This window comes from Streptomyces rubradiris, assembly GCF_016860525.1.
Taxonomy (GTDB): Bacteria; Actinomycetota; Actinomycetes; order Streptomycetales; family Streptomycetaceae; genus Streptomyces; species Streptomyces rubradiris.
The window spans coordinates 2,805,563-2,828,653 of sequence record NZ_BNEA01000015.1 but is presented as its reverse complement, the minus strand read 5'-3'; the positions used below and the strand labels follow the sequence as shown (position 1 = coordinate 2,828,653).

Annotated in this window: 21 protein-coding genes and 2 tRNA genes; 14 read left to right on the top strand and 9 right to left on the bottom strand. The window is 72.1% G+C overall.

The features are described 5' to 3' along the window. Positions 1-66: 66 nt before the first annotated feature. The 4 genes from Srubr_RS25610 to Srubr_RS25595 all read left to right on the top strand — a co-directional run bounded on the left by Srubr_RS25610 (position 67) and on the right by Srubr_RS25595 (position 4,196). Positions 67-675: a M48 metallopeptidase family protein gene (locus tag Srubr_RS25610; RefSeq protein WP_189999419.1), complete on the top strand. Its 609-nt coding sequence runs from the start codon at positions 67-69 to the stop codon at positions 673-675. Between the two features lie 219 nt (positions 676-894). Then, positions 895-2,730 carry a TerD family protein gene (locus tag Srubr_RS25605; RefSeq protein ID WP_189999418.1) on the top strand — a complete coding sequence of 612 codons (1,836 nt, stop codon included), beginning with the start codon at positions 895-897 and terminating at the stop codon, positions 2,728-2,730. 12 nt (positions 2,731-2,742) lie between these two features. Further along, positions 2,743-3,423 carry an AIM24 family protein gene (locus tag Srubr_RS25600; protein ID WP_189999417.1) on the top strand — a complete coding sequence of 227 codons (681 nt, stop codon included), beginning with the start codon at positions 2,743-2,745 and terminating at the stop codon, positions 3,421-3,423. Between the two features lie 17 nt (positions 3,424-3,440). Then, positions 3,441-4,196 (top strand): AIM24 family protein, encoded by a 756-nt coding sequence (locus tag Srubr_RS25595; RefSeq protein ID WP_189999416.1) that lies wholly within the window; start codon positions 3,441-3,443, stop codon positions 4,194-4,196. A 61-nt stretch (positions 4,197-4,257) separates the two neighbouring features. On the opposite strand, the gene Srubr_RS25590 is transcribed toward Srubr_RS25595, so the two are convergent. Continuing rightward, the gene (locus Srubr_RS25590; protein WP_189999415.1) at positions 4,258-4,779 is read right to left on the bottom strand and encodes an NUDIX hydrolase; all 522 of its coding nucleotides are present in this window, start codon (positions 4,777-4,779) and stop codon (positions 4,258-4,260) included. Beyond that, positions 4,776-6,221, bottom strand: a complete 1,446-nt coding sequence (locus Srubr_RS25585) for a zinc-dependent metalloprotease (RefSeq protein ID WP_189999414.1) — start codon at positions 6,219-6,221, stop codon at positions 4,776-4,778. Before Srubr_RS25585 ends, Srubr_RS25590 begins: the two co-directional genes overlap by 4 nt. A 190-nt stretch (positions 6,222-6,411) precedes the next feature. Between Srubr_RS25585 and Srubr_RS25580 the strand changes: the two genes are divergently transcribed. The 4 genes from Srubr_RS25580 (at position 6,412) to Srubr_RS25565 (ending at position 9,611) form a co-directional block, all read left to right on the top strand. Then, positions 6,412-7,524, top strand: a complete 1,113-nt coding sequence (locus tag Srubr_RS25580; protein ID WP_189999413.1) for an SDR family oxidoreductase — start codon at positions 6,412-6,414, stop codon at positions 7,522-7,524. A 130-nt stretch (positions 7,525-7,654) separates the two neighbouring features. Further along, positions 7,655-8,116 carry a molybdenum cofactor biosynthesis protein MoaE gene (locus Srubr_RS25575; protein ID WP_189999412.1) on the top strand — a complete coding sequence of 154 codons (462 nt, stop codon included), beginning with the start codon at positions 7,655-7,657 and terminating at the stop codon, positions 8,114-8,116. A gap of 173 nt (positions 8,117-8,289) precedes the next feature. Then, positions 8,290-8,463: a hypothetical protein gene (locus Srubr_RS25570; protein WP_189999411.1), complete on the top strand. Its 174-nt coding sequence runs from the start codon at positions 8,290-8,292 to the stop codon at positions 8,461-8,463. Positions 8,464-8,513: 50 nt separating this feature from the next. After that, positions 8,514-9,611: a YlbL family protein gene (locus Srubr_RS25565; RefSeq protein ID WP_189999410.1), complete on the top strand. Its 1,098-nt coding sequence runs from the start codon at positions 8,514-8,516 to the stop codon at positions 9,609-9,611. A 277-nt stretch (positions 9,612-9,888) separates the two neighbouring features. Here the strand turns inward: Srubr_RS25565 and Srubr_RS25560 are convergent, their stop codons facing one another. Continuing rightward, entirely contained in the window at positions 9,889-10,431 is a 543-nt protein-coding gene (locus Srubr_RS25560) for a PPA1309 family protein (protein WP_189999409.1), read from the bottom strand. 164 nt (positions 10,432-10,595) lie between these two features. Here Srubr_RS25560 and Srubr_RS25555 point away from each other — a divergent pair, with 164 nt between their 5' ends. The 4 genes from Srubr_RS25555 (at position 10,596) to Srubr_RS25540 (ending at position 15,845) form a co-directional block, all read left to right on the top strand. After that, positions 10,596-13,550, top strand: a complete 2,955-nt coding sequence (locus Srubr_RS25555; protein WP_189999450.1) for a UPF0182 family protein — start codon at positions 10,596-10,598, stop codon at positions 13,548-13,550. A gap of 42 nt (positions 13,551-13,592) precedes the next feature. Then, positions 13,593-13,666 (top strand) — tRNA-Met (locus Srubr_RS25550). Between the two features lie 210 nt (positions 13,667-13,876). Further along, positions 13,877-15,703: a tetratricopeptide repeat protein gene (locus Srubr_RS25545; RefSeq protein WP_189999408.1), complete on the top strand. Its 1,827-nt coding sequence runs from the start codon at positions 13,877-13,879 to the stop codon at positions 15,701-15,703. A gap of 68 nt (positions 15,704-15,771) precedes the next feature. Beyond that, positions 15,772-15,845, top strand: a tRNA-Met gene (locus tag Srubr_RS25540). Positions 15,846-16,029: 184 nt separating this feature from the next. On the opposite strand, the gene Srubr_RS25535 is transcribed toward Srubr_RS25540, so the two are convergent. Then, positions 16,030-16,446 (bottom strand): Fur family transcriptional regulator, encoded by a 417-nt coding sequence (locus Srubr_RS25535; RefSeq protein WP_189999407.1) that lies wholly within the window; start codon positions 16,444-16,446, stop codon positions 16,030-16,032. 145 nt (positions 16,447-16,591) lie between these two features. On the opposite strand from Srubr_RS25535, the gene Srubr_RS25530 reads away from it, so the two are divergent. Then, on the top strand, positions 16,592-18,046 hold the full coding sequence (locus Srubr_RS25530) for a catalase (protein WP_189999406.1): 1,455 nt from the start codon (positions 16,592-16,594) through the stop codon (positions 18,044-18,046). 123 nt (positions 18,047-18,169) lie between these two features. Here Srubr_RS25530 and Srubr_RS25525 read toward each other — a convergent pair whose 3' ends face one another. Both Srubr_RS25525 and hisN read right to left on the bottom strand, forming a co-directional pair. Continuing rightward, positions 18,170-18,565, bottom strand: a complete 396-nt coding sequence (locus Srubr_RS25525) for a CBS domain-containing protein (protein ID WP_189999405.1) — start codon at positions 18,563-18,565, stop codon at positions 18,170-18,172. Between the two features lie 144 nt (positions 18,566-18,709). Further along, entirely contained in the window at positions 18,710-19,510 is an 801-nt protein-coding gene (hisN, locus tag Srubr_RS25520; RefSeq protein ID WP_189999404.1) for a histidinol-phosphatase, read from the bottom strand. A gap of 215 nt (positions 19,511-19,725) precedes the next feature. Here hisN and Srubr_RS25515 point away from each other — a divergent pair, with 215 nt between their 5' ends. Continuing rightward, positions 19,726-20,382 carry a TetR/AcrR family transcriptional regulator gene (locus tag Srubr_RS25515; protein WP_189999403.1) on the top strand — a complete coding sequence of 219 codons (657 nt, stop codon included), beginning with the start codon at positions 19,726-19,728 and terminating at the stop codon, positions 20,380-20,382. Here the strand turns inward: Srubr_RS25515 and Srubr_RS25510 are convergent. From Srubr_RS25510 to aroA, 3 genes are all read right to left on the bottom strand, one after another. Continuing rightward, positions 20,336-20,659, bottom strand: a complete 324-nt coding sequence (locus tag Srubr_RS25510; RefSeq protein WP_030787784.1) for a DMT family transporter — start codon at positions 20,657-20,659, stop codon at positions 20,336-20,338. The two genes, Srubr_RS25515 and Srubr_RS25510, sit on opposite strands and share 47 nt — an antisense overlap. Before the next feature lie 85 nt (positions 20,660-20,744). Continuing rightward, on the bottom strand, positions 20,745-21,755 hold the full coding sequence (rsgA, locus tag Srubr_RS25505; protein WP_189999402.1) for a ribosome small subunit-dependent GTPase A: 1,011 nt from the start codon (positions 21,753-21,755) through the stop codon (positions 20,745-20,747). Positions 21,756-21,766: 11 nt separating this feature from the next. Then, positions 21,767-23,083, bottom strand: coding sequence for a 3-phosphoshikimate 1-carboxyvinyltransferase (aroA, locus tag Srubr_RS25500; protein WP_189999401.1), 1,317 nt, complete (start codon positions 23,081-23,083; stop codon positions 21,767-21,769). Positions 23,084-23,091: the final 8 nt, after the last annotated feature.

Below are 23,091 nucleotides of genomic sequence, written 5' to 3'. Positions count from 1 at the left end.
GGGGGATCGGCGGCGAACCCTTCCGGAGCCGGGACTTTGCCCTCGCCCACCGGGTAACGTCGGGGCGTGCCCGCCGACCCTCTGTACCGCGCCGGTGAACCACAGCGCAGCACGACGACCCAGCCGCCCGGCGGCCCGGGGGCGAGCGCGATCGAGGTCCGCAGGAGCGCCCGGCGCCGTCGCACGGTCTCCGCGTACCGCGAGGGCGATCGCACCGTCGTACTGATCCCCGCCCGGATGTCCAAGGCGGAGGAGCAGCGCTGGGTGACCGTCATGCTCGACAAACTCGCCGCCCAGGAGAGCAGGAAGGTGCTGGGCGACGCCGAGCTGGCCGAGCGCGCCGAGCGGCTGTCGGACCAGTACTTCGCCGGCCGCGCCCGGCCCGCCTCCGTGCGCTGGGTCACCAACCAGAACACCCGCTGGGGTTCGTGCACCCCCGCCGAGGGCAGCATCCGGCTCTCGCACCGGCTCCAGGGGATGCCGGAGTACGTCGTGGACTACGTGCTCTGCCACGAGCTGGCCCATCTGCTGGTCCCCGGGCACGGCCCCGACTTCTGGCGGCTGCTGGAGGCCTATCCGCGGACCGAGCGGGCGCGCGGCTATCTCGAAGGGGTCGTCGCCGCCGCACGGCTGCCGCATGTGCCGGGCGCGCGCGGCGAACGGAACGACGCCTGACGCCCTGACCGCCGGCGCCCCTGCGTGCTGACGTTCCCGACGTGCCGGCCACCCCGGCGGCTCCGTGTCCCCGCCCCGTCTCCGACCCCGGAGTGTCCGCGGTCGGGTGTGATCGTGTACCGGCTCTGTACCGACCAGGACCCTTCGGCGGCGCTGTCGGTCTTTGCCGTTAGCCTGGCGCGACGCACTCACACTCGGGATGGGGGACGGTCGTAACGCATGGCCAGGGAATTCCAACGCGGCCACAAGGCCAGGATCAGTGACCTCACGCTGGGCACGGATCTGTACGTAGGCGTGCAGATCTCGGCTCCCGGTCTGACCTTCGACATCAGCTGCTTCGGCCTGGACGCCGACGAACGGCTCTCGGACGACCGGTACTTCGTCTTCTTCAACCAGCCGAAGTCGCCCGAGGAGTCGATCCAGCTGCTGGGCGCGCAGGCGGGCGACACCGAGTCCTTCCGGGTCACCCTCGACCGGATCCCCTCCCGGATACGCAAGCTGTCCTTCACGGCGACCATCGACGGCGCCGGCCAGATGTCGCAGATAACCCCCGGATACCTGCGCATCGTGGCGGGCGGCGAGGAGGTCGCGCGGTACTCCTTCGACGGCTCCGAGTTCTCCACCGAGCGGGCCGTGATGCTCGGGGACTTCTACTTCAAGGACGGGTGGCGGTTCGCCGCGGTCGGGCAGGGCTTCGACGGCGGCCTGGAGGCGCTGCTGAAGAACTTCGGCGGCGAGGTGCTGGAGGAGGAGGCCCCCGCCGTCCCGCAGCAGCCGCAGCAGCCGCAGCAACCGCAGTCCGGCGCGGTCCCCGGCTTCGCCCCGCCCGCCCAGGCCACGCCGCCCGCGTTCGCCGCCCCGCCGGCCCAGGCAGCCCCGCAGCCCGCGCCCGCCCCTGCCCCGCAGCCCGCCCCTGCCCCGCAGCCCGCGCCCGCCCCTGCCCCGCAGCCCGCGCCCGCCCCTGCCCCGCAGCCCGCGCCCGCCCCGGCCGCGCCGCCCGCCCAGGCTCCGCAGCCCGCCCCCGTCCCGCAGGGCTTCGCCCCGCCGCCCGGACACACACCACCCCCGGCCCCGGCGCCCGAGCCGAACGTGCACGTCGCCCCCACGGTCGTCGCCCCCCTGACCCCGCCCGGCGGTACCGTTCCCCCGCCGACCGCGCCCGTGACTCCCGCCCCCACGGCCCCCGCTCCCACGGCTCCCGCGCCCTACGGCCAGCCGCCCCAGCAGCCGTCGTACGGCGGCCCGCCGAGCGCGCCGATGCCCCCCGGGTACGGCCGGCAGCCCGCCCCCTACGGCGGCGGTGGCCAGCCCGCCCCGCCCATGCCGCCGGGCTACGGGCAGGCGCCCGGCCAACCCGCCGCCTACGAGGTGCCGCAGGGCGCGCCCCAGGGCGGTGCCGGGGTGACGGCCGCGCTCCAGGTGTTCAAGGAGACGCCGACCGGTCAGCGCTGGACGCAGCAGAACCAGACGCTCGTCCGTGTCGACCTCGGCATCGGCGGGCAGCCGGTGCTGGCCCGGCAGGGCAGCATGGTGCTCTACCAGGGCAAGGTCGACTTCGGCTACAAGGGCGCCGGTTTCATGGGCCGCGTCGTGGGCAACGCCACCGGCCAGGAGATGCAGCTCATGCGCTGTTCCGGCCAGGGCCAGGTCTTCCTCGCCGAGAACTCCGCCCACCTGCACCCCGTCGAGCTCCAGGGCGACGCGATCTGCGTGTCCGCGGAGAACGTCCTCGCTTTCGACGAGAGCCTGAGCTACGAGGTCCGCCGGATCGAGGGCCACGGCATCCCCGGCGGCGCGCTGTTCACGATGCAGTTCCAGGGCACCGGCACGATCGTCGTCAAGACGCACGGCACGCCCGTGGTGCTGCCGGTCACGCCGACCACCTTCGCCGACTGCAACGCCGTCGTCGCCTGGTCGGCCGGCTCCCAGGTGATCGTCTCCAGCCAGGTCCGCATGCGCCGCAACGCCTACCCGGGCGACACCGGCGAGAGCGTCAACCTCCAGTTCCGGGGCGCGCCCGGCAACTTCATCGTCGTCCAGCCGTACGAGGTCTAAAGGGAGCCCGTCATGAACCAGCCGCTCGCGGGCTTCGCCCCCGCACCCGTCACCGCCCGCATGGAGAACCACGGCAGCCACATGCTGAAGGTCGCCCTGCAGACCGGAAACGACCTCCTCGCGCGCGTGGGGTCGATGGTCGCCTACGAGGGCTTCATCCAGTACGAGCCCAACCCGCCGGCCGTCCGCCAGATCGCCCGCGACTGGGCCACCGGCGAGGGCGCGCCGCTGATGAAGTGCTCCGGTGACGGCCTGCTCTACCTCGCCGACTACGGCGCCGACGTTGTCGTGATCAACCTCAATGGCGACGGCATCTCCGTCAACGCCACCAACCTCCTCGCCTTCGACGCCCACCTGACCTGGGGCGTGGAGCGTGTGAAGGGGCTCGCGAAGTTCGCCGGGCAGGGCCTGTGGAACACGAGGATCTCCGGGCAGGGCTGGGTCGCGCTGACCTCCCGGGGCACGCCGATCGTCGTGGACTGCGGGGGCGGTGAGGACGAGACGTACGTCGACCCGGACGCGCTGGTCGCCTGGTCGCCGAACCTGAAGGTGAAGGGCAAGCGCAGCTTCAAGGCGCAGTCGCTGATCGGCCGGGGCAGCGGCGAGGCCTACCAGATGGCCTTCTCCGGACAGGGCATCGTCGTCGTCCAGCCCAGCGAGGACAGCACCGACCGCCTCCGGATCCGGGGCTGAGGGGGAGCCAGAACACCATGCAGAGCCCGCTTTTCGCGCACAACGACCTCCAGACCCAGGAGCGCTGGAGCCTGCAGAACGCGCAGATGCTCCGGATCACCCTGGACGGCCACGACGACCTCCTCGCCCGCAAGGGCACCATGGTCGCCTACCAGGGGCTCGTCGAGTTCGACGCCGAGTACCAGGGCGACCGGCAGGCACGCGCGCGTGCGCGCACCGGCGAGGGCCTGGACCTGATGCGCTGCCACGGCCAGGGCACGGTCTACCTCGCCAACCTCGCCCAGCACGTGCACATCGTGGACGTCGAGCAGGACGGGCTGACCGTCGACAGCTCCTACGTCCTCGCCATGGACTCCTCGCTGCACTACGAGGTCGTCGCCGTCGACAGCCAGTACGGCATCTCCGGCTCCGGGAAGTACCAGCTGAACATCACCGGGCGCGGCAGGATCGCCCTGATGACCTCGGGCGCCCCGCTGCTGATGCGGGTCACGCCCGACAGGTACGTCAACTGCGACGCCGACGCGATCGTCGCCTGGTCCACCGGGCTGCGCGTGCAGATGCAGGCCCAGACGCACTCCTCCGGGGTGTGGCGCCGGCGTGGCAGCACCGGTGAGGGCTGGGAGCTGAGCTTCATGGGCTCCGGGTTCGCGCTCGTCCAGCCCAGCGAGCTGCTGCCGCCGCAGAACGCCGTGATCGGGCAGGGCCTCGCCGCCCAGTTCGGCATGGGCCAGCAGGGAGCGCGCGGCCAGAACCAGGGCAACGTCTGGAGCTGAGCCGGACGCGGTAAGGGGCGACCGCAAGGGCGGTCGCCCCTTACATCGCGTCGGACGCCCGTCAGAGCCGGGCGCGCGTGGCCTCCAGCAGGCGCACGACCGACTCGTCGGCCACCCCGGCCACCTCGTCGTAGCCGAACCAGCGCAGGTCCAGGGACTCCGCGCTGATCTCCCACGCCGCGCCGGGCGGGGCCAGGACCGCGTACTGCACGTCGAAGTGCCAGTTGCAGGGTGCCGGGATCGGATGCCGGTCCAGCCGCACCGGGCCGCCGGGCAGCAGGGTCAGCCCCGCGATCCCGGACTCCTCCGTCGCCTCCCGCAGGGCCGCCGCCTCCAGCGTCGGGTCGCCAGGCTCGCAGTGACCGCCCATCTGGAGCCACATCCGCAGCTTCCGGTGCAGTGTGAGCAGCACCCGGCCGTGTCCGGGGTCGACGACCAGGGCACTGGCCGTGACATGGCCGGCGTCACAGGCCTTCCACATGCCGTCCGGATGGGCCGCCAGGTGGTCCAGGTACGACTGGCGCAGCTCCTCCTGGCCCTCGTACCCCTTCAGGACCAGGACCGCGTCGTCGTACAGGCTCACTCGGTGCCGTCGCCCTTGGTCTCGTCGTCGTCCTTCTTGCGCAGGCCGGGCTTGTCGTGGCCGCCGCCCGCCGCCTCGCCGAGCATCTTGTCCAGCTCGGAGAAGTCCAGCTGCTCGCGGTGCACGAAACCGTCCGGGTCGTCCAGGTCGGTCGCGGTCGGCAGCATGTCCGGGTGCGCCCACAGGCCGTCCCGGCCGTCGACCCCGCGCGCGTCCGTGAGCGAGGCCCACAGCCGGGAGGCGTCGCGCAGCCGGCGCGGACGCAGCTCCAGGCCGATCAGCGTGGCGAACGTCTGCTCCGCCGGGCCGCCGGTCGCGCGCCTTCGGCGCAGCGTCTCGCGCAGCGCGTCGGCGGACCCCAGACGCGGCTTCGCGGCGGCGTGCACCACCGCGTCCACCCAGCCCTCCACGAGCGCCAGAGCCGTCTCCAGACGGGCCAGGGCCGCCTTCTGCTCGGGCGTGTCCTCCGGCTGGAACATGCCCTGCTGGAGCGCGTCCTGCAGCTGCTCGGGATTCTGCGGGTCGAACTGGCCGACCACGTCCTCCAGCTTCGCCGTGTCGACCTTGATGCCGCGCGCATAGCCGTCGACCGCGCCGAACAGGTGCGAGCGCAGCCACGGCACGTGCGCGAACAGCCGCTGGTGGGCGGCCTCGCGCAGGGCGAGATACAGCCGCACCTCCTCCTGCGGCACGCCCAGGTCCTTGCCGAACGCCTCCACGTTGGCCGGGAGCAGGGCGGCCTTGCGGGCCGGGCCCAGCGGCAGGCCGATGTCGGTGGAGCCGACGACCTCGCCCGCGAGCACGCCCACGGCCTGCCCGATCTGCGTGCCGAACATGGCGCCGCCCATCGACCGCATCATGCCGATCAGCGGGCCCGCCATGGCCTGCATCTCCTCCGGCAGCACGTCGCCCATCGCCGCGCCGACCCGCTCGGCGACCGGGTCGACCAGCTCCTGCCAGGCGGGCAGGGTCGCCTCGACCCACTCCGCCCGCGACCAGGCCACCGCCGAGGCGGAACCCGACGGCAGGGACGTCACGTCGTCCAGCCACAGGTCGGCCAGGCGGACGGCCTCCTCCACGGCCCGGCGCTCGGCCGCGCCGACGCTGGCGTCCTTCGTGCCGTTCGGCGCGCCCTGGGCGACCGTCTGGCGGGCGATCTGCTTGGCCATGTCCCAGTTCACCGGCCCGCCCTCGTACGAGAGCATCTGCCCGAGCTGTTGGAAGGCCGCACCCAGGTCGCTGGGGTTCAGGGAGCCGAACATGGCGGCGAACGGGTTGTCCGCGCCGGGGCCGCCGAAGCCGCCGGCTCCGGGCAGGCCGCCGAAACCGAACGGGTTCGCCGGTCCCTGCCCACCACCGCTCTGCTGGTCCTTCTTCTTGCCCTCGTCGCCGTCCTCCGGCTCCTCCGGCGGAAGGCCGAAACCGAATGGGGTGTCACTCACGGGATTCCTCGGCTGGTAAGGCCACCGGTTCTTCCGGCGGCGCGGCTGCCCGACAACACCACCCAGCGTAGACACCCGGGCCCGATCGGGCCTCGGTGCTTCGCCTGCGGAAGGCCTGCGGCAGGATGGATGCACCTGGTACGTACGCGTCACTCGCGCGCGTACTGAAGACAACCGCTGGAGACGCCCGGTGAGTTCCCCAGATCCGCAGGTTCGCGCAGCGCGAAACCGTTCAACCTCTTCCGCCGTGCGCGGACCCGTCGTCGCGGTGACCGGCGCGGCCGGCGGGGTCGGCGCCCTGCTCACCGAGCGGCTCGCCGCCTCCGACGAGGTCAAGGAGGTCGTCGCCATCGACGAGCGGCGCGGCGAGTGCGCCGAGGCCCGGTGGCACATCCTCGACGTGCGCGACCCGGCGATCGCGGACAAGCTGCGCGGCACCGACGTGGTCGTCCACCTCGCCCTCGACCTCGATCTGGAGACCGACCCGGCGGCGCGCACGGCCTACAACGTGCGGGGGACCCAGACCGTGCTGACGGCCGCCGCGGCGGCCGGTGTGCGCCGGGTGGTGCTGTGCACCTCGGCGATGGTCTACGGCGCGCTGCCGGACAACGAGCTGCCCCTGTCGGAGGAGGCCGAGCTGCGCGCCACCGCCGAGGCGACCGGGGTCGGGGACCTGCTGGAGATCGAGCGGCTGGCGCGGCGCGCCCCGCGCGCGCATCCGGGGCTGAACGTCACCGTGGTCCGGCCGGCCGTCCTGGTCGGCGGCACCGACACCGCGCTGACCAGGTACTTCGAGTCGCCGCGGCTGCTGGTCGTGGCCGGATCGCGGCCCGCGTGGCAGTTCTGCCACGTCGAGGACCTGTGCAGCGCCCTGGAGTACGCCGTGCTGGAGAAGGCCGACGGGGAACTGGCCGTCGGCTGCGACGGGTGGCTGGAGCAGGAGGAGGTCGAGGAGCTCAGCGGTATCCGGCGCATGGAGCTGCCGTCGGCGGTCGCCCTCGGCGCGGCGGCCCGGCTGCACCGCATCGGGCTCACCCCCTCCCCGGCGGGGGACCTGGCGTACACGATGTACCCCTGGGTGGTCAGCGGCAGCCGGCTGCACGACGCCGGCTGGCGGCCGAAGTGGACCAACGAGGAGGTACTGGCCGAGCTGCTGGAGGAGGTGTCGGGGCGGCGCACGGTCGCCGGGCGGCGGCTGGGCCGCAAGGACGCGACGGCGGCCGGTGCGGCGGGGGCGACCGTCGCCCTGCTGGGCGCGGCGGCCGTCGTACGGCGGGCCCGGAAGGCGCGGCGGCGGGTCTGAGGCGCGGCGGCACGCCCGTGGTCCGCGAGGGCCGGTGGCAAGCCTCTGTAGAAGCCTCCAAACCGGGCACGCGCGCGTGCTGCGGAAAGCCGTATTCCCCGATGTCGGACCCGTGGGGCACGATGGGCGCATGGCACTCACGAACGACCACCCGGGTGAGCGGGCGGCCGAGAACCCCGTCAAGCTGATCGCCGTCCGGGAGACACCGCTCTCCGTGGACGAGGTCTTCCGCGCCGTGGGGGACGCCGCGGCCGGGGGCATCGCGCTGTTCGTGGGCACCGTGCGCAACCACGACGGAGGCGCCGACGTGGACGCCCTCGGCTACTCCTGCCACCCCAGCGCCGAGGCCGAGATGCGGCGGATCGCCGAGAAGGTCGTCGCCGACCACCCCGTGCGGGCGCTGGCCGCCGTCCACCGGGTGGGTGATCTGCGGGTCGGGGACCTCGCCGTGGTCGTCGCCGTGGCCTGCCCGCACCGCGCGGAGGCCTTCGACGCCTGCCGCAAGCTGATCGACGACCTCAAGCACGAGGTGCCCATCTGGAAGCACCAGAGGTTTTCCGACGGTACCGAGGAGTGGGTCGGGGCATGCTGATGCCCGGCCGTACACCGGCGGAGCGCCCGCCGACCCCGGCCGTTCTCCCGCTTTCCGCCCGACACACCCCCCTCTCGGGTTGCGTAACCGGCACCCTCGCGTGAGCGTTGTCCGTGCGGATGGTTAATCTGCTGATCAGTCAGTTGCGGACGCTCATGGCGTAGGAGGTCGGCATGGGGGTGCTTGTCTGGCTGCTGATTCCGCTGGTGGCCGCGGTCGGTGGCGGACTGTGGGGCAGTTGGGCCAACCGGACCCGCAAGGTGCGCGGCGACGGCCCCGAGCTGGACGGATACGCCCGGTTCCGCGAGGCCATGGAGAAGTCCCGGCCGGGCGCGCGCGGCGCCTGAGGAGGGTGCCCTGACGGCGCGCCGACAGCGTCGTCCCGTACTGTCGAGGCATGCCACGCCGCACCGTGACGATGCTCGCCTCGACCCTGATGCTGATCGCGCTCCTGTGCGCGGGAGTGCTCATCCCCGTGCCGTACGCGGAGATGTCCCCCGGCCCGACCGTGAACACGCTCGGGAAGCACGACGGCGAGCCGGTGCTGCAGATCTCCGGGCACAAGACGTACCCGGCCGACGGCCACCTGAACATGACCACCGTCCGGGTCACCGGCGCCGACTACCGGATGAACCTCGTCGAGGCCGTCTACGGCTGGCTGGCCCATGACAGCAAGATCGTCCCGCACGACACGCTCTACCCGGACGGCAAGACGGAGGAGCAGTCCAGCCAGGAGAACGCCGAGGAGTTCAGCCAGTCCCAGGAGAGCGCCAAGGTCGCCGCCCTGAAGGAGCTGCACATCCCGGTGAAGTCCTGGGTGATCGTCTCCACGGTCGTCAAGGGCTCCCCGGCCGAGGGCCGGCTGCACGCGGGCGATGTGATCAAGGCCGTCGACGGCACGGCGGTCAAGCAGCCGGCCGACGTCGCCAAGCTGGTGACCAAGCACAAGCCGGGTCAGGACGTCGTCTTCACGATCGTTCCCGCCAAGGACCAGGCGGCCGCCGAGAAGGCCCGCAAGGAGGCGACCGGCACGCGGAACGTCACGATCACGACCCGGGCCGCCGACGACGGCGGTGCCAAGCGGGCGATCGTCGGCATCTCCGCCGGGACCGACCACACCTTCCCGTTCGACATCGACATCAAGCTCGCCGATGTCGGCGGGCCCAGCGCGGGCCTGATGTTCGCGCTCGGCATCTACGACAAGCTCACCCCGGGCAGCCTCACCGGCGGCACGTTCGTCGCGGGCACCGGCACCATCGACGACGACGGCACGGTCGGCCCGATCGGCGGCATCGAGATGAAGACCGTCGGCGCGCGGGACAAGGGCGCCCGGTACTTCCTCACCCCGGCCGACAACTGCGCGGCGGCGGCCAAGGACACCCCGGACGGGCTGACCCTGGTCAAGGTCAAGACCATCGGTGACGCGCTCGACGCGCTCGAGGACATCCGCGGCGAGGACGTCGCCGCCCTGCCGAAGTGCGCCGCCAAGGGCTGAGCGGCCGTGACGCGGCCGGGGGCGCCCCATGGACACGGGGCGCCCCCCAGCGCCGTACCGCGGCCGAACCGCGCCACGTACCGAAGCGCGTCCCGCCGCGGCGAAGCAAGGCGCCGTACCGGGACGCCCTACCAAGACACCGCCGCAAGACGCCGTACCGGGACGCCCTACCAAGACACCGCCGCAAGACGCCGTACCGGGACGCCCCACCAAGACACCGCCGCAAGGCGCCGTACCGAGACGCCGCCCAAGGCGCGCTCCCCGGCGGACGGGCGGATCAGTCCGCGAACGTCGCCACCAGCGCGTCCGCCAGGCCCGGCACCAGGTCGGGGCCGGTCAGGACCTCCGTCGGGGTGTCCTTCTCGCGCAGCCGCAGCGCCGACTCGCGGCTGCCGTCACGCAGCACGGCCACCGTCATGCGGACCTCCTGGCGCTCGGGGTGCCGGGCGACCCACTCGGCCAGCCGGGCCTCGTCCAGGTCGGAGGGGACCTGGGCCTCGGCGGACGGCGGCAGCATCAGCCGCTCCACGGTGAGGGCGCAGCCGGTGACCGCGTCGGGCCAGGCGATGGTGGCGAGGAACTCGTCCAGTGGCTTGCCGGACGGGACCTCGTCCTGCTCGATCGGGGTGAGACCAGCGGTCTCGGACTCGTCCTCGAGGCCCAGCTGGGCCGCGAGCGAAGGTTCCTGAGCCCGCAGCCGTGCGGTGTCTACAAGGGCGAAGAGGCGAGCGGGCTGGTCCCAGCCGAGGCCGGAGACGTACTCGTCGATCTCGAGTACGGCCCGGGTGAGCGGGCTCGCTGCCATGGGAGTGTTGGACATGGTCACAATCCTGCCTCGTTCCCGGCCGGAATCGGGAACCGAGTAAACGGTGAGTAAGTTGCATAGGTGTGGGCCCGCGAACACGGGGGACCACGGTGGGCCCGCGAACCCGGGGGCCTGACGGAACGACAGCGAACTTCGAGGGGCGCACCTTGGCTTTCCAGATGCCGGACCGCGGCGGAGGCCCGACGGGGCCACGGATCAGGGCGGGCCGCCCCTCCCGGAAGGTGCGGGCCCTGCTCGTGACCCTGGGGGTCCTCGCCGCCCTGGGCATGGTCTTCACCATGTTCGCGGGATTCTGGACGGACTGGCTCTGGTACCGGTCGGTGCACTACTCGTCCGTGTTCACCACCACCCTGTCCACGAAGATCGGGCTCTTCTTCGTCTTCGGCCTGCTGATGGCGGTCGCGGTCGGCCTCAACATCTGGCTCGCGCACCGGCTGCGGCCTCCGCTCAGCGCCATGTCCATGGAGCAGCAGAGCCTGGACCGCTACCGCATGGGCATCGCGCCGTACAAGAAGTGGCTGCTGCTCGTCGTCACCTGCCTGGTCGGGCTGATCGCGGGCGCCTCGGCGGCGGGCCAGTGGCGGACGTGGCTGATGTGGGTGAACGGCGTGCCCTTCCACCAGAAGGACCCGCAGTTCCACCTCGATGTCGCCTTCTACGCTTTCGACCTGCCCTGGTACCGGTTCCTGCTGGGCTTCGGCTTCGCCGCGACCATCCTGTGCCTGATCGCCGCCGCGCTCACCCACTACCTGTACGGCGGGCTGCGCGTCACCAGTCCGGGCGCCCGGGCCACCGCTGCCGCGACCGGCCACCTGTCGGTGCTGCTCGGCATCTTCGTCGCCCTGAAGGCGGTCGCCTACTGGCTCGACCGGTACGGCCTCGCGGTCAAGTCCAGCGACTTCAAGGCCACCGACAACTGGACCGGCCTGCGCTATGTCGACGCCAACGCCTATCTGCCGGCCAAGACCATCCTGTTCTGCATCGCCGTCATCTGCGCGCTGCTGTTCTTCGCCACGCTGTGGCGGCGCACCTGGCAGCTGCCCGTCATCGGCTTCGGCCTGATGGTGCTCTCGGCGATCCTGATCGGCGGCCTGTACCCGGCCATCGTGCAGAAGTTCCAGGTGCAGCCGAACGAGCAGGCCAAGGAGGCGCCGTACGTCCAGAAGAACCTGAACGCCACCCGCGAGGCGTACGGCATCGACGACACCAAGGTCACCGACTACGAGGGCGAGTCCAAGACCAAGGACAAGAGCACGCTGCGCGGTGCCGCCGACGACGCGGCGAGCTTCCGGATCATCGACCCGAACATCGTCTCCCCGACGTTCCAGCAGCGTCAGGAGATGAAGGACTACTACGGCTTCCCGGACAACCTGGACGTCGACCGGTACCCCGGCAAGGACGGCAAGGAACAGGACACGGTCATCGGGCTGCGCGAGCTGGACCTGGCCGGCGTCCCGAAGCACAACTGGATCAACGACCACTTCCGCTACACGCACGGTTTCGGCGTGGTCGCCGCCAAGGGCACCGAGGCCAAGGGCGGCGAGCCGGTGTTCACCGAGTACGACCTGCCGTCCAAGGGCGACCTCGGCACCTACGAGCAGCGGATCTACTACGGCGAGAAGACCACCACCTACTCGATCGTCGGCGGTCCCCAGGAGGAGATCGACTACTCCGACAACGACGGTGAGAAGCCGACCAGCTACCGGGGCGGCAGCGGCGTCAACCTCGACAACCCGGTCAACCGGGCCGCGTACGCGCTGACGTTCAACGAGCCGCAGATCCTGTACTCGGGCGCGATCGGCAAGGGTTCGCGAATCCTGTACAACCGCACCCCCAAAGAGCGCGTGGAGGCGGTCGCCCCCTGGCTGACCATCGACGGCGACGCCTACCCGGCGGTCGTCGGCGGCCGCATCCAGTGGATCGTCGACGCCTACACGACCACCAACGGCTACCCGTACGCCTCCCGTACGACCCTGGGCGATACGACGGCCGACTCGCTGACCGCGACCAACAACTCCCGCGCGGTGGTGGCCCAGCAGAACCAGGTCAACTACATCCGCAACTCGGTGAAGGCGACGGTCGACGCCTACACCGGTGAGGTCAAGCTGTACCAGTGGGACACCCAGGACCCGGTGCTGAAGACCTGGATGAAGGCGTTCCCGGACACGGTGCAGCCCAGGAGCGCGATCTCCGGCGACCTGATGGACCATCTGCGCTACCCGCAGGACCTGTTCAAGGTGCAGCGCGAACTGCTCACCCGCTACCACGTGACGGACGCCGAGACCTACCTGACCGGCAGCGAGGTGTGGCAGGTGCCCAACGACCCGACCAACAAGTCGGGCAACGCGGTGCCGCCGTACTACCTGAGCATGAAGATGCCGGATCAGAAGCAGCAGGCGTTCTCCCTGTCGACGACGTTCACGCCCACCGGGCGGGACAACCTGGCGGCGTTCATGACCGTGGACGCGGAGGCCGACAGCAAGGACTACGGCAAGATCAGGATTCTGAAACTGCCGACCAGGACGACGGTCGACGGACCCAAACAGGTACAGAGCAAGTTCAACTCGGACGAGAGGATCGCCTCCACGATCAAGCTCCTGAGGGGAGACGACTCCGACATCGAGTACGGCAACCTGCTGACCGTGCCGCTGGACGGCGGACTGCTCTATGTGGAGCCCGTCTACGTCCGCGGCAGCGGACTCAAGCTGCCGCTGCTGCGGAAGGTTCTGGTCACCTACGGGAACCAGACCGAGTTCGAGAACACCCTCGACGAGGCGCTCGACAAGATCTTCGGCACCAAGAAGTCGGCCACCAGGCCGCCGGGAACCGGCACCCCGCCCGACACGAGCGACCCGACGGTCCGGCAGGCGCTCCAGGACGCCCAGAAGGCCTTCGACGCGGGGCAGCGGGCGCTCCAGGACGGGCCGGACTGGGCCGCGTACGCCAAGGCGCAGGAGCAACTCCGGGAGGCCCTGAAGAAGGCCGAGGAGGCCCAGTCCAAGGCGGACGACAAGACCGCCGACGACAAGACCGGCGGGAAAACCGACGACAAGGCCGGTGACAAGGCCGGCGGCGAGACCGGCGAGAAGGACGGCGGGAAGAACCAGAGTTGATCAAGACGCCCCTCGCGCCGTGGTACGGTTGACACGCAACGGCGCGGGGTGGAGCAGCTCGGTAGCTCGCTGGGCTCATAACCCAGAGGTCGCAGGTTCAAATCCTGTCCCCGCTACTCACGTCGAAGGCCCGGATCCGGAAAAGGGATCCGGGCCTTCGTGGTGTGCGAACTCACATACCGAGGGGAGTGACGGCCGCGCCGCCGTGGGGAGTTGGGGGGTGTGTGTTTGACTTGTCACTCTGTGGGCATGTCGACAAAACGCCGAAGTGACCTTACGGGCTGCTGCGGTATACCGGGTGTACCCAGGTTGCAGGTGGTGCGACGATGGACGTTATGGGGGAGAAGGCAACTCTGTTCGAGTCAGGGCGATTTGCGCAGTCTTCCGGTACGGAGTCGGCCCGCGACGAGTTGGCGGACATGGGGGAGGCCGCCGAGGAGACGCGCCTCGCGCTCGCCGCGCAGAGCGGGGACGCCGAGGCGGCCAGCGTCCTGGGGGCGATGCTGCTGCGCCGCGGCGAGCTGGACGCGGCCGAACCCCATCTGCGCGCCGCCACCGCGGCCGGTGACCGGGCCGCCGCCAACAACCTGGGCGTCCTGCTGCACCAGCGCGGTTATCCCGAGGAGGCGGCCGGCTGGTGGCGGATCGCCGCCGTGGCCGGGTCCGCCGCCGCGGCGCACGCCCTCGGCCGCTACCACCGCGAGCGCGGGGACGAGCCGGCCGCCGAGTACTGGCTGCGCCAGTCCGCCGAGCAGGGCCATGTCCTCGGCGCCTACGCCCTCGCCGACCTGCTGGAGCACCGCGGCGACGCCGGCGCCGAGCACTGGATGCGGTCCGCCGCCGAGCGCGGGCACCGCGAGGCCGCCTACCGGCTGGCCCGGGCGCTGGACCGCGCCGCCGGGCACGGGGAGGAGTGGCCCGGGGAGGGAAACGGCCCGGACAACGGGGTCGCGGAGGCCGAGCAGTGGTACCGGCAGGCCGCGGCGCGCGGGCACCGGAAGGCCGCGCTCCAGCTCGGGGCGATCCTGGAGCGGCGCGGTGAGCTGAAGGAGGCCGGGCGCTGGTACCTGACCTCCGCCAAGGACGGCGAGCCGCGGGCCGCCTGCGCCCTCGGCTTCCTGCTGCGCGACGCGGGCGACACCGAGAGCGCCGCCGTGTGGTGGCTGCGCGCCGCCCAGGAGGGCGACGGCAACGCGGCCAACGCCCTGGGCGCGCTGCACGCGGAGCGCGGCGAGACCCAGACCGCCGAGCGCTGGTACCGGGCCGCGCTGGACGCCGGCGACGACAACGGCGCCTACAACCTCGGCCTGCTCTGCGCCGAGCAGGGCCGCACCGCGCAGGCCGAACAGTGGTACCGGCGGGCCGCCTACGCCGGGCACCGGGAGGCCGCCAACGCGCTGGCCATCCTGCTGCTCCAGGGCGGCGACACGACCGGGGCCGAGCCGTGGTTCTCCAAGGCCGCCGAGGCCGGAAGCGTGGACGCCGCGTTCAACCTCGGCATCCTCTACGCCGGACGCGGCGAGGAGCGGATGGCGCTGCGCTGGTACGAGCGGGCCGCCGCCGCCGGACACGCCGAGGCCGCCCTCCAGGTGGGGATCGCCCGGCTGCGCGAGGGCGACGAGCGGGAGGCCGAACGCCATCTGCGCTGCGCCGCGGGGGGCGGCAGCGCGGAGGGCGCATACCGGCTGGCCACCCTGCTCGACGCGCGCCGGCCGCCCGAGCCCGCGCACGAGCTGGGCGAGATCGTGCACGAGAAGACCGAGTGCGAGGAGTGGTACGAGCGGGCCGCCACCCAGGGGCACCGGCGGGCCCAGGTCCGGGTCGGGATGCTGGCCGCCGCCCGGGGGGACGTGGTGGAGGCGGCGCGGTGGTACCGGACGGCGGCCGAGGCCGGCTCGCGCAACGGCGCCTTCAACCTCGGGCTGCTGCTCGCCCGTGAGGGCAGCGAACCGGAGGCGGCGGTGTGGTGGACCCGGGCGGCCGACGCCGGCCACGGGCGGGCCGCGCTGCGGCTGGCCCTGGTCTACGCGCGTCGTGGCGAGCTGGCGGAGGGGCAGCGCTGGGCCGCCCGTGCGGTGGAGCTGGGTCCGGCGGAGGTGGCGGAGCGGGCGGGGCGACTGCGGGACGCGCTGCGCGAGGAGCTGTCGGCGTGACCCCGGCCACTCACCCGCCAAGGGATTTGCATCCCGGCTCAACAGTCACGTAGTGTCTTGTTCATCGACGCGGGGTGGAGCAGCTCGGTAGCTCGCTGGGCTCATAACCCAGAGGTCGCAGGTTCAAATCCTGTCCCCGCTACTGAAGGCCGAGGGCCGGAATCCAGAAATGGGTTCCGGCCCTCGGTCGTTCCGGCGCTCGCCTGATCCGGACAGTGACGTCCGCCCGATCCGGGCGGCGCAAAGGTGGGTCAGCGGAAACGGGCAGCAAAAAAAGGGGGCTCTCGCCCCCCTTCTGCCGCGTGTCACGCGATGGGCCGCTCAGGTCACGCGCCGGCGCAGTCCGGGCACAGCCCCCGGTAGGTCACCTCGACGTCCGACACCGTGAAGCCGAAGCGCTCGGTGTCGGGGAGGTCGGCGAGCGGGTTTCCGTTCGGGTGGACGTCACGGATCGCGCCGCAGCGGGCGCACACCAGGTGGTGGTGCGGCCGGTGCGCGTTCGGGTCGTACCGCTTGGCGCGCTTGTCCGTCGTGACTTCCAGCACCTCGCCGAGCGAGACCAGCTCGCCCAGGGTGTTGTAGACGGTCGCCCGGGAGATCTCGGGCAGTCTCGCGACGGCGCGCGCGTGGACCTCGTCGGCGGTCAGATGGACGTGCTCGCCGTTCAGGACCTCGGCCACCACGCGCCGCTGCGCGGTCATCCGCCATCCGCGTCCACGCAGCCGTTCCAGAAGGTCGCTCATGGCCACCAGCCTAACAGGAAGGATCCCCAGATCGGGAATAGGTGTGACTTTGGATCATCACTTGACTTAGACAAAGTCCATTGTAGGATCGGGAACGGCTTTGGCCACAGGACAGGACAAGTCAGTGATGACGCAGGAGGCGCACGTGTCGCAGGGACCGCTCACCACGGAGGCCGGAGCTCCGGTCGCCGACAACCAGAACAGCGAGACGGCGGGCGTCGGCGGGCCGGTCCTCGTCCAGGACCAGCTGCTGCTGGAGAAGCTGGCCCACTTCAACCGGGAGCGGATCCCGGAGCGCGTCGTGCACGCCCGCGGTGCCGGTGCCTACGGCACCTTCACCGTGACCGCGGACGTCACCCCGTACACGCGTGCCGCCTTCCTGTCGGAGGTCGGCAAGCAGACCGAGGTCTTCCTGCGGTTCTCGACCGTGGCGGGCAACCTCGGCGCGGCGGACGCCGTGCGTGACCCGCGGGGCTTCGCGGTGAAGTTCTACACCGAGGAGGGCAACTACGACCTCGTCGGCAACAACACCCCGGTCTTCTTCATCCGGGACGCGATCAAGTTCCCGGACTTCATCCACACCCAGAAGCGCGACCCGTACACCGGCAGCCAGGAAGCCGACAACGTGTGGGACTTCTGGTCGCTGTCGCCGGAGTCCACGCACCAGGTGACCTGGCTGTTCGGCGACCGCGGCATCCCGGCGTCGTACCGGCACATGGACGGCTTCGGCTCGCACACCTTCCAGTGGAGCAACGAGGCGGGCGAGGTCTTCTGGGTCAAGTACCACTTCAAGACCGACCAGGGGATCAAGAACCTCACCGCCGAGGAGGCGGAGGTCCTCGCGGGCAAGGACCCCGACTCCCACCAGCGCGACCTGCGCGAGGCGATCGAGCGCGGGGAGTTCCCGAGCTGGACCGTGGGCGTGCAGATCATGCCGGCGGCCGACGCGGCGACCTACCGCTTCAACCCGTTCGACCTGACCAAGGTGTGGCCGCACGCGGACTACCCGGTCATCACGATCGGCAAGCTGGAGCTGAACCGCAACCCGCGCAACATCTTCGCCGAGGTCGAGCAGTCGATCTTCTCCCCGGCGCACTTCGTGCCCGGCATCGGCCCCTCGCCCGACAAGATGCTCCAGGGCCGGCTGTTCGCCTACGGCGACGCGCACCGCTACCGCGTCGGCATCAACGCCGACCACCTGCCGGTCAACCGCCCGCACGCCACCGAGGCACGCACCCACTCCCGTGACGGCTACCTCTACGACGGCCGGCACGGCGGCGAGAAGAACTACGAGCCGAACAGCTTCGGCGGGCCGCAGCAGACCGGCCGCGCGCTGTGGCAGCCGTTCGACGGCTTCACCGGCGGCACCGGCAACCACCCGACGCCGGTCCACGCCGAGGACGACGACTTCGTCCAGGCGGGCAACCTCTACCGGCTGATGACCGAGGCGGAGAAGGAGCGGCTGATCGCCAACCTGGCCGGCTTCATCGCCAAGGTCTCGCGCGAGGACATCATCGAGCGCGCGATCGGCAACTTCCGCAACGCCGACGCCGACTTCGGCAAGCGGCTGGAGAGCGCGGTGCAGGCGCTGCGCGGCTGAGCCGGCCGCCCTCGCGGCTGGGCGGGCCGGACCCATGGTGCTCTGGGTCCGGCCCGTTCGTGCGTTCACAACAGGCGGGCGGGCCGCCGGGGCAGGGACCCGGCGGCCCGCCCGTTGCCGCGTTCAGGAGGCGGGGGCGGGCTCCCGGGCCGGGATCCAGCGGCGGACGATGTCGCGGACCGAGACGATCCCGGCCACCTCGCCGCGGTCGAGCACGACCAGGTGCCGGAAGCCGCCGTGCGCCATGGCGCGGGCCGCCTCCTCCAGGGTCCAGGTCGGGGCGGCGAAGACGATGTCGGTGGTGGTGTGGGCGTGCAGGGGTTCGGCGTCCGGGTTCTGGCCGAGGCCCACGGAGTCGAGGATGTCGCGTTCGGTGAGGATGCCGATGCCGCCGGCGTCCGGGTCGAGGACCACGGCGGCGCCGACGCGGCGGGACGACATCAGGGTGGCTGCCTGGCGGAGGGTGTGGGCGGGGCCGAGGGTGAGGATCACCGTGCTCATGGCGTCACGGACGAGCATGAAGGGGCCACCTCCTGGGAATCCCGGGAAACCCCGGGATTCACTTGTTCACAAGTGGGGGTGGGCCCAGGGTGACAGGCACAGGAAGGGACAACAAGGGGGCGCGCGCCGCTCGTCGACGGCGCGCGCGGGGCGTGCCGGTGCTCAGGGGCGCGGGGCGAGGTACCCCAGCAGCTCGTCGTGCAGCAGGCCGTTGGACGCCGCCGCGTCGCCGCTGTGCGGGCCCGGGCGGCCGTCGAGGCCGGTGAAGGTGCCCCCCGCCTCGGTGACGATGATCGCGGTGGCGGCCATGTCCCACAGGGACAGCTCCGGTTCGGCGCAGATGTCCACGGAACCCTCCGCGACCATCATGTACGGCCAGAAGTCGCCGTACGCGCGCGTGCGCCACACCTGACGGGTGAGGTCCAGGAAGCCGTCCAGGCGGTCCCGCTCCTCCCAGCCGGAGAGCGAGGAGTACGCGAAGGAGGCGTCCGCGAGCCTGCCGACGCGGGAGACGCGGATGGGCGTGCCGGCGGCCAGGTCCCGGCCGGTGAAGGCGCCGTGGCCCTTCGCCGCCCACCAGCGGCGGCCGAGGGCGGGGGCGGAGACGACGCCGACGACCGGCTGGAAGCCGTCCTCCGCCTCCTCCATCAGGGCGATGAGGGTGGCCCACACCGGGACGCCGCGGACGTAGTTCTTGGTGCCGTCGATCGGGTCGACCACCCAGCGGCGCGGGCCGGTGCCCTCGACGCCGTACTCCTCGCCGAGGACGGCGTCCTGGGGGCGGGCGCGCTGGAGCCGGTCGCGGATCAGTTCTTCCGCCGCCTTGTCCGCTTCGCTCACCGGCGTCATGTCCGGCTTGGTCTCCACCTTCAGGTCGAGGGCCTGGAAGCGGGCCGTGGTGGCGGCGTCGGCCGCGTCCGCGAGGGCGTGGGCGAGGCGCAGGTCGTCGAGGTAGTCGGGCATGTGACGAACGGTATCCGCCGGGCTCGGCGCGGGGCCACAGGGGGCGGCGGGCGGTGGTATCCGGTCACGGCGGTACGGCCGCCCACGGCCCGTGTACCGGCGGTCACCACCCCCGTACCTCATCGCACGCCCCCCACACCCCTCGCGAACCCTTGACAGTGCATACAGGCCCGTCAAATCTGGGCGCTAAGTCACTGTGGCCCAGGGAGGCGCGGATGCCTGCTGCCCGGGAATCGTTGTTGGACGCCGCCTACGCGGCGCTCGCGCGCCGGCCGTGGGCCGCGGTGCGCATGGTCGACGTGGCCGCGCGGGCCGGGGTGTCCCGGCAGACCCTGTACAACGAGTTCGGCAGCAAGGACGGCCTGGCGCGGGCGCTGGTGCGGCGGGAGGCCGACGGCTACCTCGCCGGTGTCGAGCGGGCCCTCGCCGGGCCCGCCGAGGCCTGCGACCGGCTCACCGCGACCGCCGAGTGGACGGCCGCCGCGGCCCGGGACAACGTGCTGGTGCGGGCCCTGCTCACCGGCTGCTGGACCGAACGGCTGCCGAGCCCGCCGCTCACCGCCACGCACTCCACCGCCCTGGTGCCGGCCCAGCGCCGGGCGGACGGGCCGCTGCCGGCGCCCCGCGACTTCGTACGGATCGTCCGGGACCGCGCGGCGACCGCGCTGGCCGCTCCCGGCACCGCCCCGGCCGACCTGCTGCTCTCGTGCGAACTGGTCGTCCGCCTCGCCCTGTCCTGTGTGGCGGCCCCGCCCGGAGAGGGCGGCATCGCGGAGCTGGTGCGGGCCGTGCTCCCGCGCCACCTGACCGGGCCGGCGCGGCCTCCTAGTGCGCCGACCCCGACAGCTGGAGCCCGATCACCCCGACGATGACCAGGCTGATGGAGACGATCTTCAAGGTGGACACCAGGTCGCCGAGGAAGACCATGCCGTAGATCGCGGTGCCCGCCGCGCCGATCCCGGTCCACACGGCGTACGCCGGGCCGACGTCCAGCTTCTTCAGGGACAGGGTCAGCAGACCGAAGCTGCCCAGCGCGAACGACGCGAAGGCGATCGTCGGCCACAGGCGCGTGAACCCGTGTGAGAGTTTCAGGCACACGGCGAAACCGGTCTCCAATATTCCGGCCACTATGACCAGCAGCCACGCCATGTGCTGTCCTCCCGTTGGATCCGGATCTCCGGCTCGGTGTGATTATGCACTCACCGGACTGACGCCCGGGCAAACAACGCGGGACTCAGTCGCCTTCCCGGCGCTCCCGCGTGGCCAGCAGCCGGCGCAGCGAGTACAGCCGCGCCGGGTCGGCGTGCCCGTCCGCCACCCACGCGTCCAGCGCGCAGTCCGGCTCGTCGTGGCTGCACGCGCGCGGGCAGTCCGCGGTGCCCGGTTCGAGGTCCGGGAAGGCGTGGATCACCCGGGACGGGTCGATGTGGGCGAGCCCGAAGGACCGCACGCCCGGGGTGTCGATCACCCAGCCGTCCGCACCGGCCAGCGGCAGCGCGAGCGCGGAGGTGGTGGTGTGCCGGCCCCGGCCCGTCACCGCGTTGACCAGTCCCGTCGTCCGCCGGCGCTCCTCCGGCACCAGCGCGTTGACCAGGGTCGTCTTGCCGACGCCCGAGTGCCCCACGAACGCCGTGACCTTGCCGCTGAGGTGGGCGCGCACCCGGTCCGCCGCACCGCCGTTCTCCAGCTCCTCCCGGCTGGTGACGACGTACGGGATGTCCAGGTCGCCGTAGAGCTCCAGCAGCTTGTCCGGCGGGGCCAGGTCCGACTTGGTCAGCACCAGCAGCGGATCCAGGCCGCCGTCGTAGGCCGCGACCAGGCAGCGGTCGACGAGGCGGGGGCGGGGCTCGGGGTCGGCCAGGGCGGTGACGATGGCCAGCTGGTCGGCGTTGGCGACGACCACGCGCTCGTAGGGATCGTCGTCGTCGGCCGTGCGCCGCAGCACCGACGAGCGCTCCTCGATGCGGACGATCCGGGCGAGGGTGTCCTTCTTGCCGGACAGATCGCCGACCAGCGCCACCCGGTCGCCCACGACGGCGGCCTTGCGGCCCAGCTCGCGGGCTTTCATCGCCAGCACGGGCCGGTCGTCCACCAGGCAGGTCAGCCGGCCCCGGTCGACGGTGAGGACCATGCCCTCGGCGGCGTCCTCGTGCTTGGGCCGGATGTTCGTGCGCGGCCGGTTGCCCTTGCGGTTGGGGCGGCTGCGGATGTCGTCCTCGTCGGTGTGCTTGCCGTAGCGGCGCATGGCGTACGTCCCTACTGCCCGAGCATCCCGGTCCACAGCTCGGGGAAGTCCGGCAGGGTCTTCGCCGTCGTCGCCACGTTCTCGATCCGCACACCCGGAACCGCCAGGCCGATGATCGCACCGGCGGTGGCCATGCGGTGGTCCTCGTAGGTGTGGAACGTCCCGCCGTGCAGCGGGCGCGGGCGGATGTGCAGGCCGTCGGCGGTCTCCGTGACATCGCCGCCCAGCTCGTTGATCTCCTTGGTGAGCGCGGCCAGCCGGTCCGTCTCGTGCAGCCGCAGATGGGCCACGCCACGCAGGGTGGACGGCGAGTCGGCGAGCGCGGCCACCGCCGCGATGCCCGGGGTCAGCTCGCCCACGTCACCCAGATCCACGTCGATGCCGTGGATCGCGCCCGACCCGGTGAACACCAGCCCGAACTCGGTGAGTTCGCAGGAACCGCCCATCTCGGTGAAGATCTCCCGCAGCCGGTCACCCGGCTGGGTGGTGCGGGCCGGCCAGTCCGGGATCAGCACCTTGCCGCCGGTCACCAGGGCCGCCGCCAGGAACGGCTGCGCGTTGGACAGGTCCGGCTCGATGGTCAGGTCCCGGCCGAGCAGCGCGCCCGGCGTCACCCGCCACACGTTCGGCTCGCCGCCCGACTCCGGGGTGTCCACCTGGGCGCCGACCGCGCGCAGCATGTCCACCGTCATCCGGATGTGCGGCATCGAGGGCAGGGTCGCGCCGGTGTGGCGGACCTCCACGCCCTGGTTGAAGCGCGGGCCGGACAGCAGCAGCGCCGAGACGAACTGCGACGAGGAGGAGGCGTCGACCGAGACCGGGCCGCCGTCCAGGGCCCCGCCGCCGTGCACGGTCAGCGGCAGCGCGCCCCGGCCGTCGTCGTCGATCCGGGCGCCCAGCTGCCGCAGCGCGTCGATCACACCGTTCAGGGGGCGCTCGTAGGACCGGGGGTCCCCGTCGAACCGGATCGGACCGTCGGCCAGCGCGGCCACCGGCGGCAGGAACCGCATCACCGTGCCCGCGTTGCCGACGTCCACCGTGGCCGGGCCGCGCAGCCCCGTGGGCAGCACCCGCCAGGCCTCACCGGTGCCGTCGGGACCGACGCCCTCCTCGATCTCCACGCCCATGGTCCGCAGCGCACCGGCCATCAGCAGGGTGTCGCGGGACCGCAGCGGTCGGCGCAGCCACCCCGGCTCGGAGGCCAGGGCGGCGAGCACCAGGGCGCGGTTGGTGACCGACTTGGACCCCGGCACGTGGACCGTCGCGTCGACGGCTCCGCTCGCGTGCGGGGCGGGCCAGAGGGCGGTGGAGGAGCTGTTCGGGGCCATGGGGCCAC

What these genes read in the sequence shown, in the direction of transcription:
- Srubr_RS25605 (WP_189999418.1), top strand. Translation starts at nt 895, where the DNA reads ATGGCCAGGGAATTCCAACGCGGCCACAAGGCCAGGATCAGTGACCTC.
- Srubr_RS25600 (WP_189999417.1), top strand. Translation starts at nt 2,743, where the DNA reads ATGAACCAGCCGCTCGCGGGCTTCGCCCCCGCACCCGTCACCGCCCGC.
- Srubr_RS25595 (WP_189999416.1), top strand. Translation starts at nt 3,441, where the DNA reads ATGCAGAGCCCGCTTTTCGCGCACAACGACCTCCAGACCCAGGAGCGC.
- Srubr_RS25575 (WP_189999412.1), top strand. Translation starts at nt 7,655, where the DNA reads ATGGCACTCACGAACGACCACCCGGGTGAGCGGGCGGCCGAGAACCCC.
- Srubr_RS25570 (WP_189999411.1), top strand. Translation starts at nt 8,290, where the DNA reads ATGGGGGTGCTTGTCTGGCTGCTGATTCCGCTGGTGGCCGCGGTCGGT.
- Srubr_RS25565 (WP_189999410.1), top strand. Translation starts at nt 8,514, where the DNA reads ATGCCACGCCGCACCGTGACGATGCTCGCCTCGACCCTGATGCTGATC.
- Srubr_RS25560 (WP_189999409.1), bottom strand. Translation starts at nt 10,431, where the DNA reads ATGTCCAACACTCCCATGGCAGCGAGCCCGCTCACCCGGGCCGTACTC.
- Srubr_RS25555 (WP_189999450.1), top strand. Translation starts at nt 10,596, where the DNA reads ATGCCGGACCGCGGCGGAGGCCCGACGGGGCCACGGATCAGGGCGGGC.
- Srubr_RS25545 (WP_189999408.1), top strand. Translation starts at nt 13,877, where the DNA reads ATGGACGTTATGGGGGAGAAGGCAACTCTGTTCGAGTCAGGGCGATTT.
- Srubr_RS25535 (WP_189999407.1), bottom strand. Translation starts at nt 16,446, where the DNA reads ATGAGCGACCTTCTGGAACGGCTGCGTGGACGCGGATGGCGGATGACC.
- Srubr_RS25525 (WP_189999405.1), bottom strand. Translation starts at nt 18,565, where the DNA reads ATGCTCGTCCGTGACGCCATGAGCACGGTGATCCTCACCCTCGGCCCC.
- hisN (WP_189999404.1), bottom strand. Translation starts at nt 19,510, where the DNA reads ATGCCCGACTACCTCGACGACCTGCGCCTCGCCCACGCCCTCGCGGAC.
- Srubr_RS25515 (WP_189999403.1), top strand. Translation starts at nt 19,726, where the DNA reads ATGCCTGCTGCCCGGGAATCGTTGTTGGACGCCGCCTACGCGGCGCTC.
- Srubr_RS25510 (WP_030787784.1), bottom strand. Translation starts at nt 20,659, where the DNA reads ATGGCGTGGCTGCTGGTCATAGTGGCCGGAATATTGGAGACCGGTTTC.
- rsgA (WP_189999402.1), bottom strand. Translation starts at nt 21,755, where the DNA reads ATGCGCCGCTACGGCAAGCACACCGACGAGGACGACATCCGCAGCCGC.
- aroA (WP_189999401.1), bottom strand. Translation starts at nt 23,083, where the DNA reads ATGGCCCCGAACAGCTCCTCCACCGCCCTCTGGCCCGCCCCGCACGCG.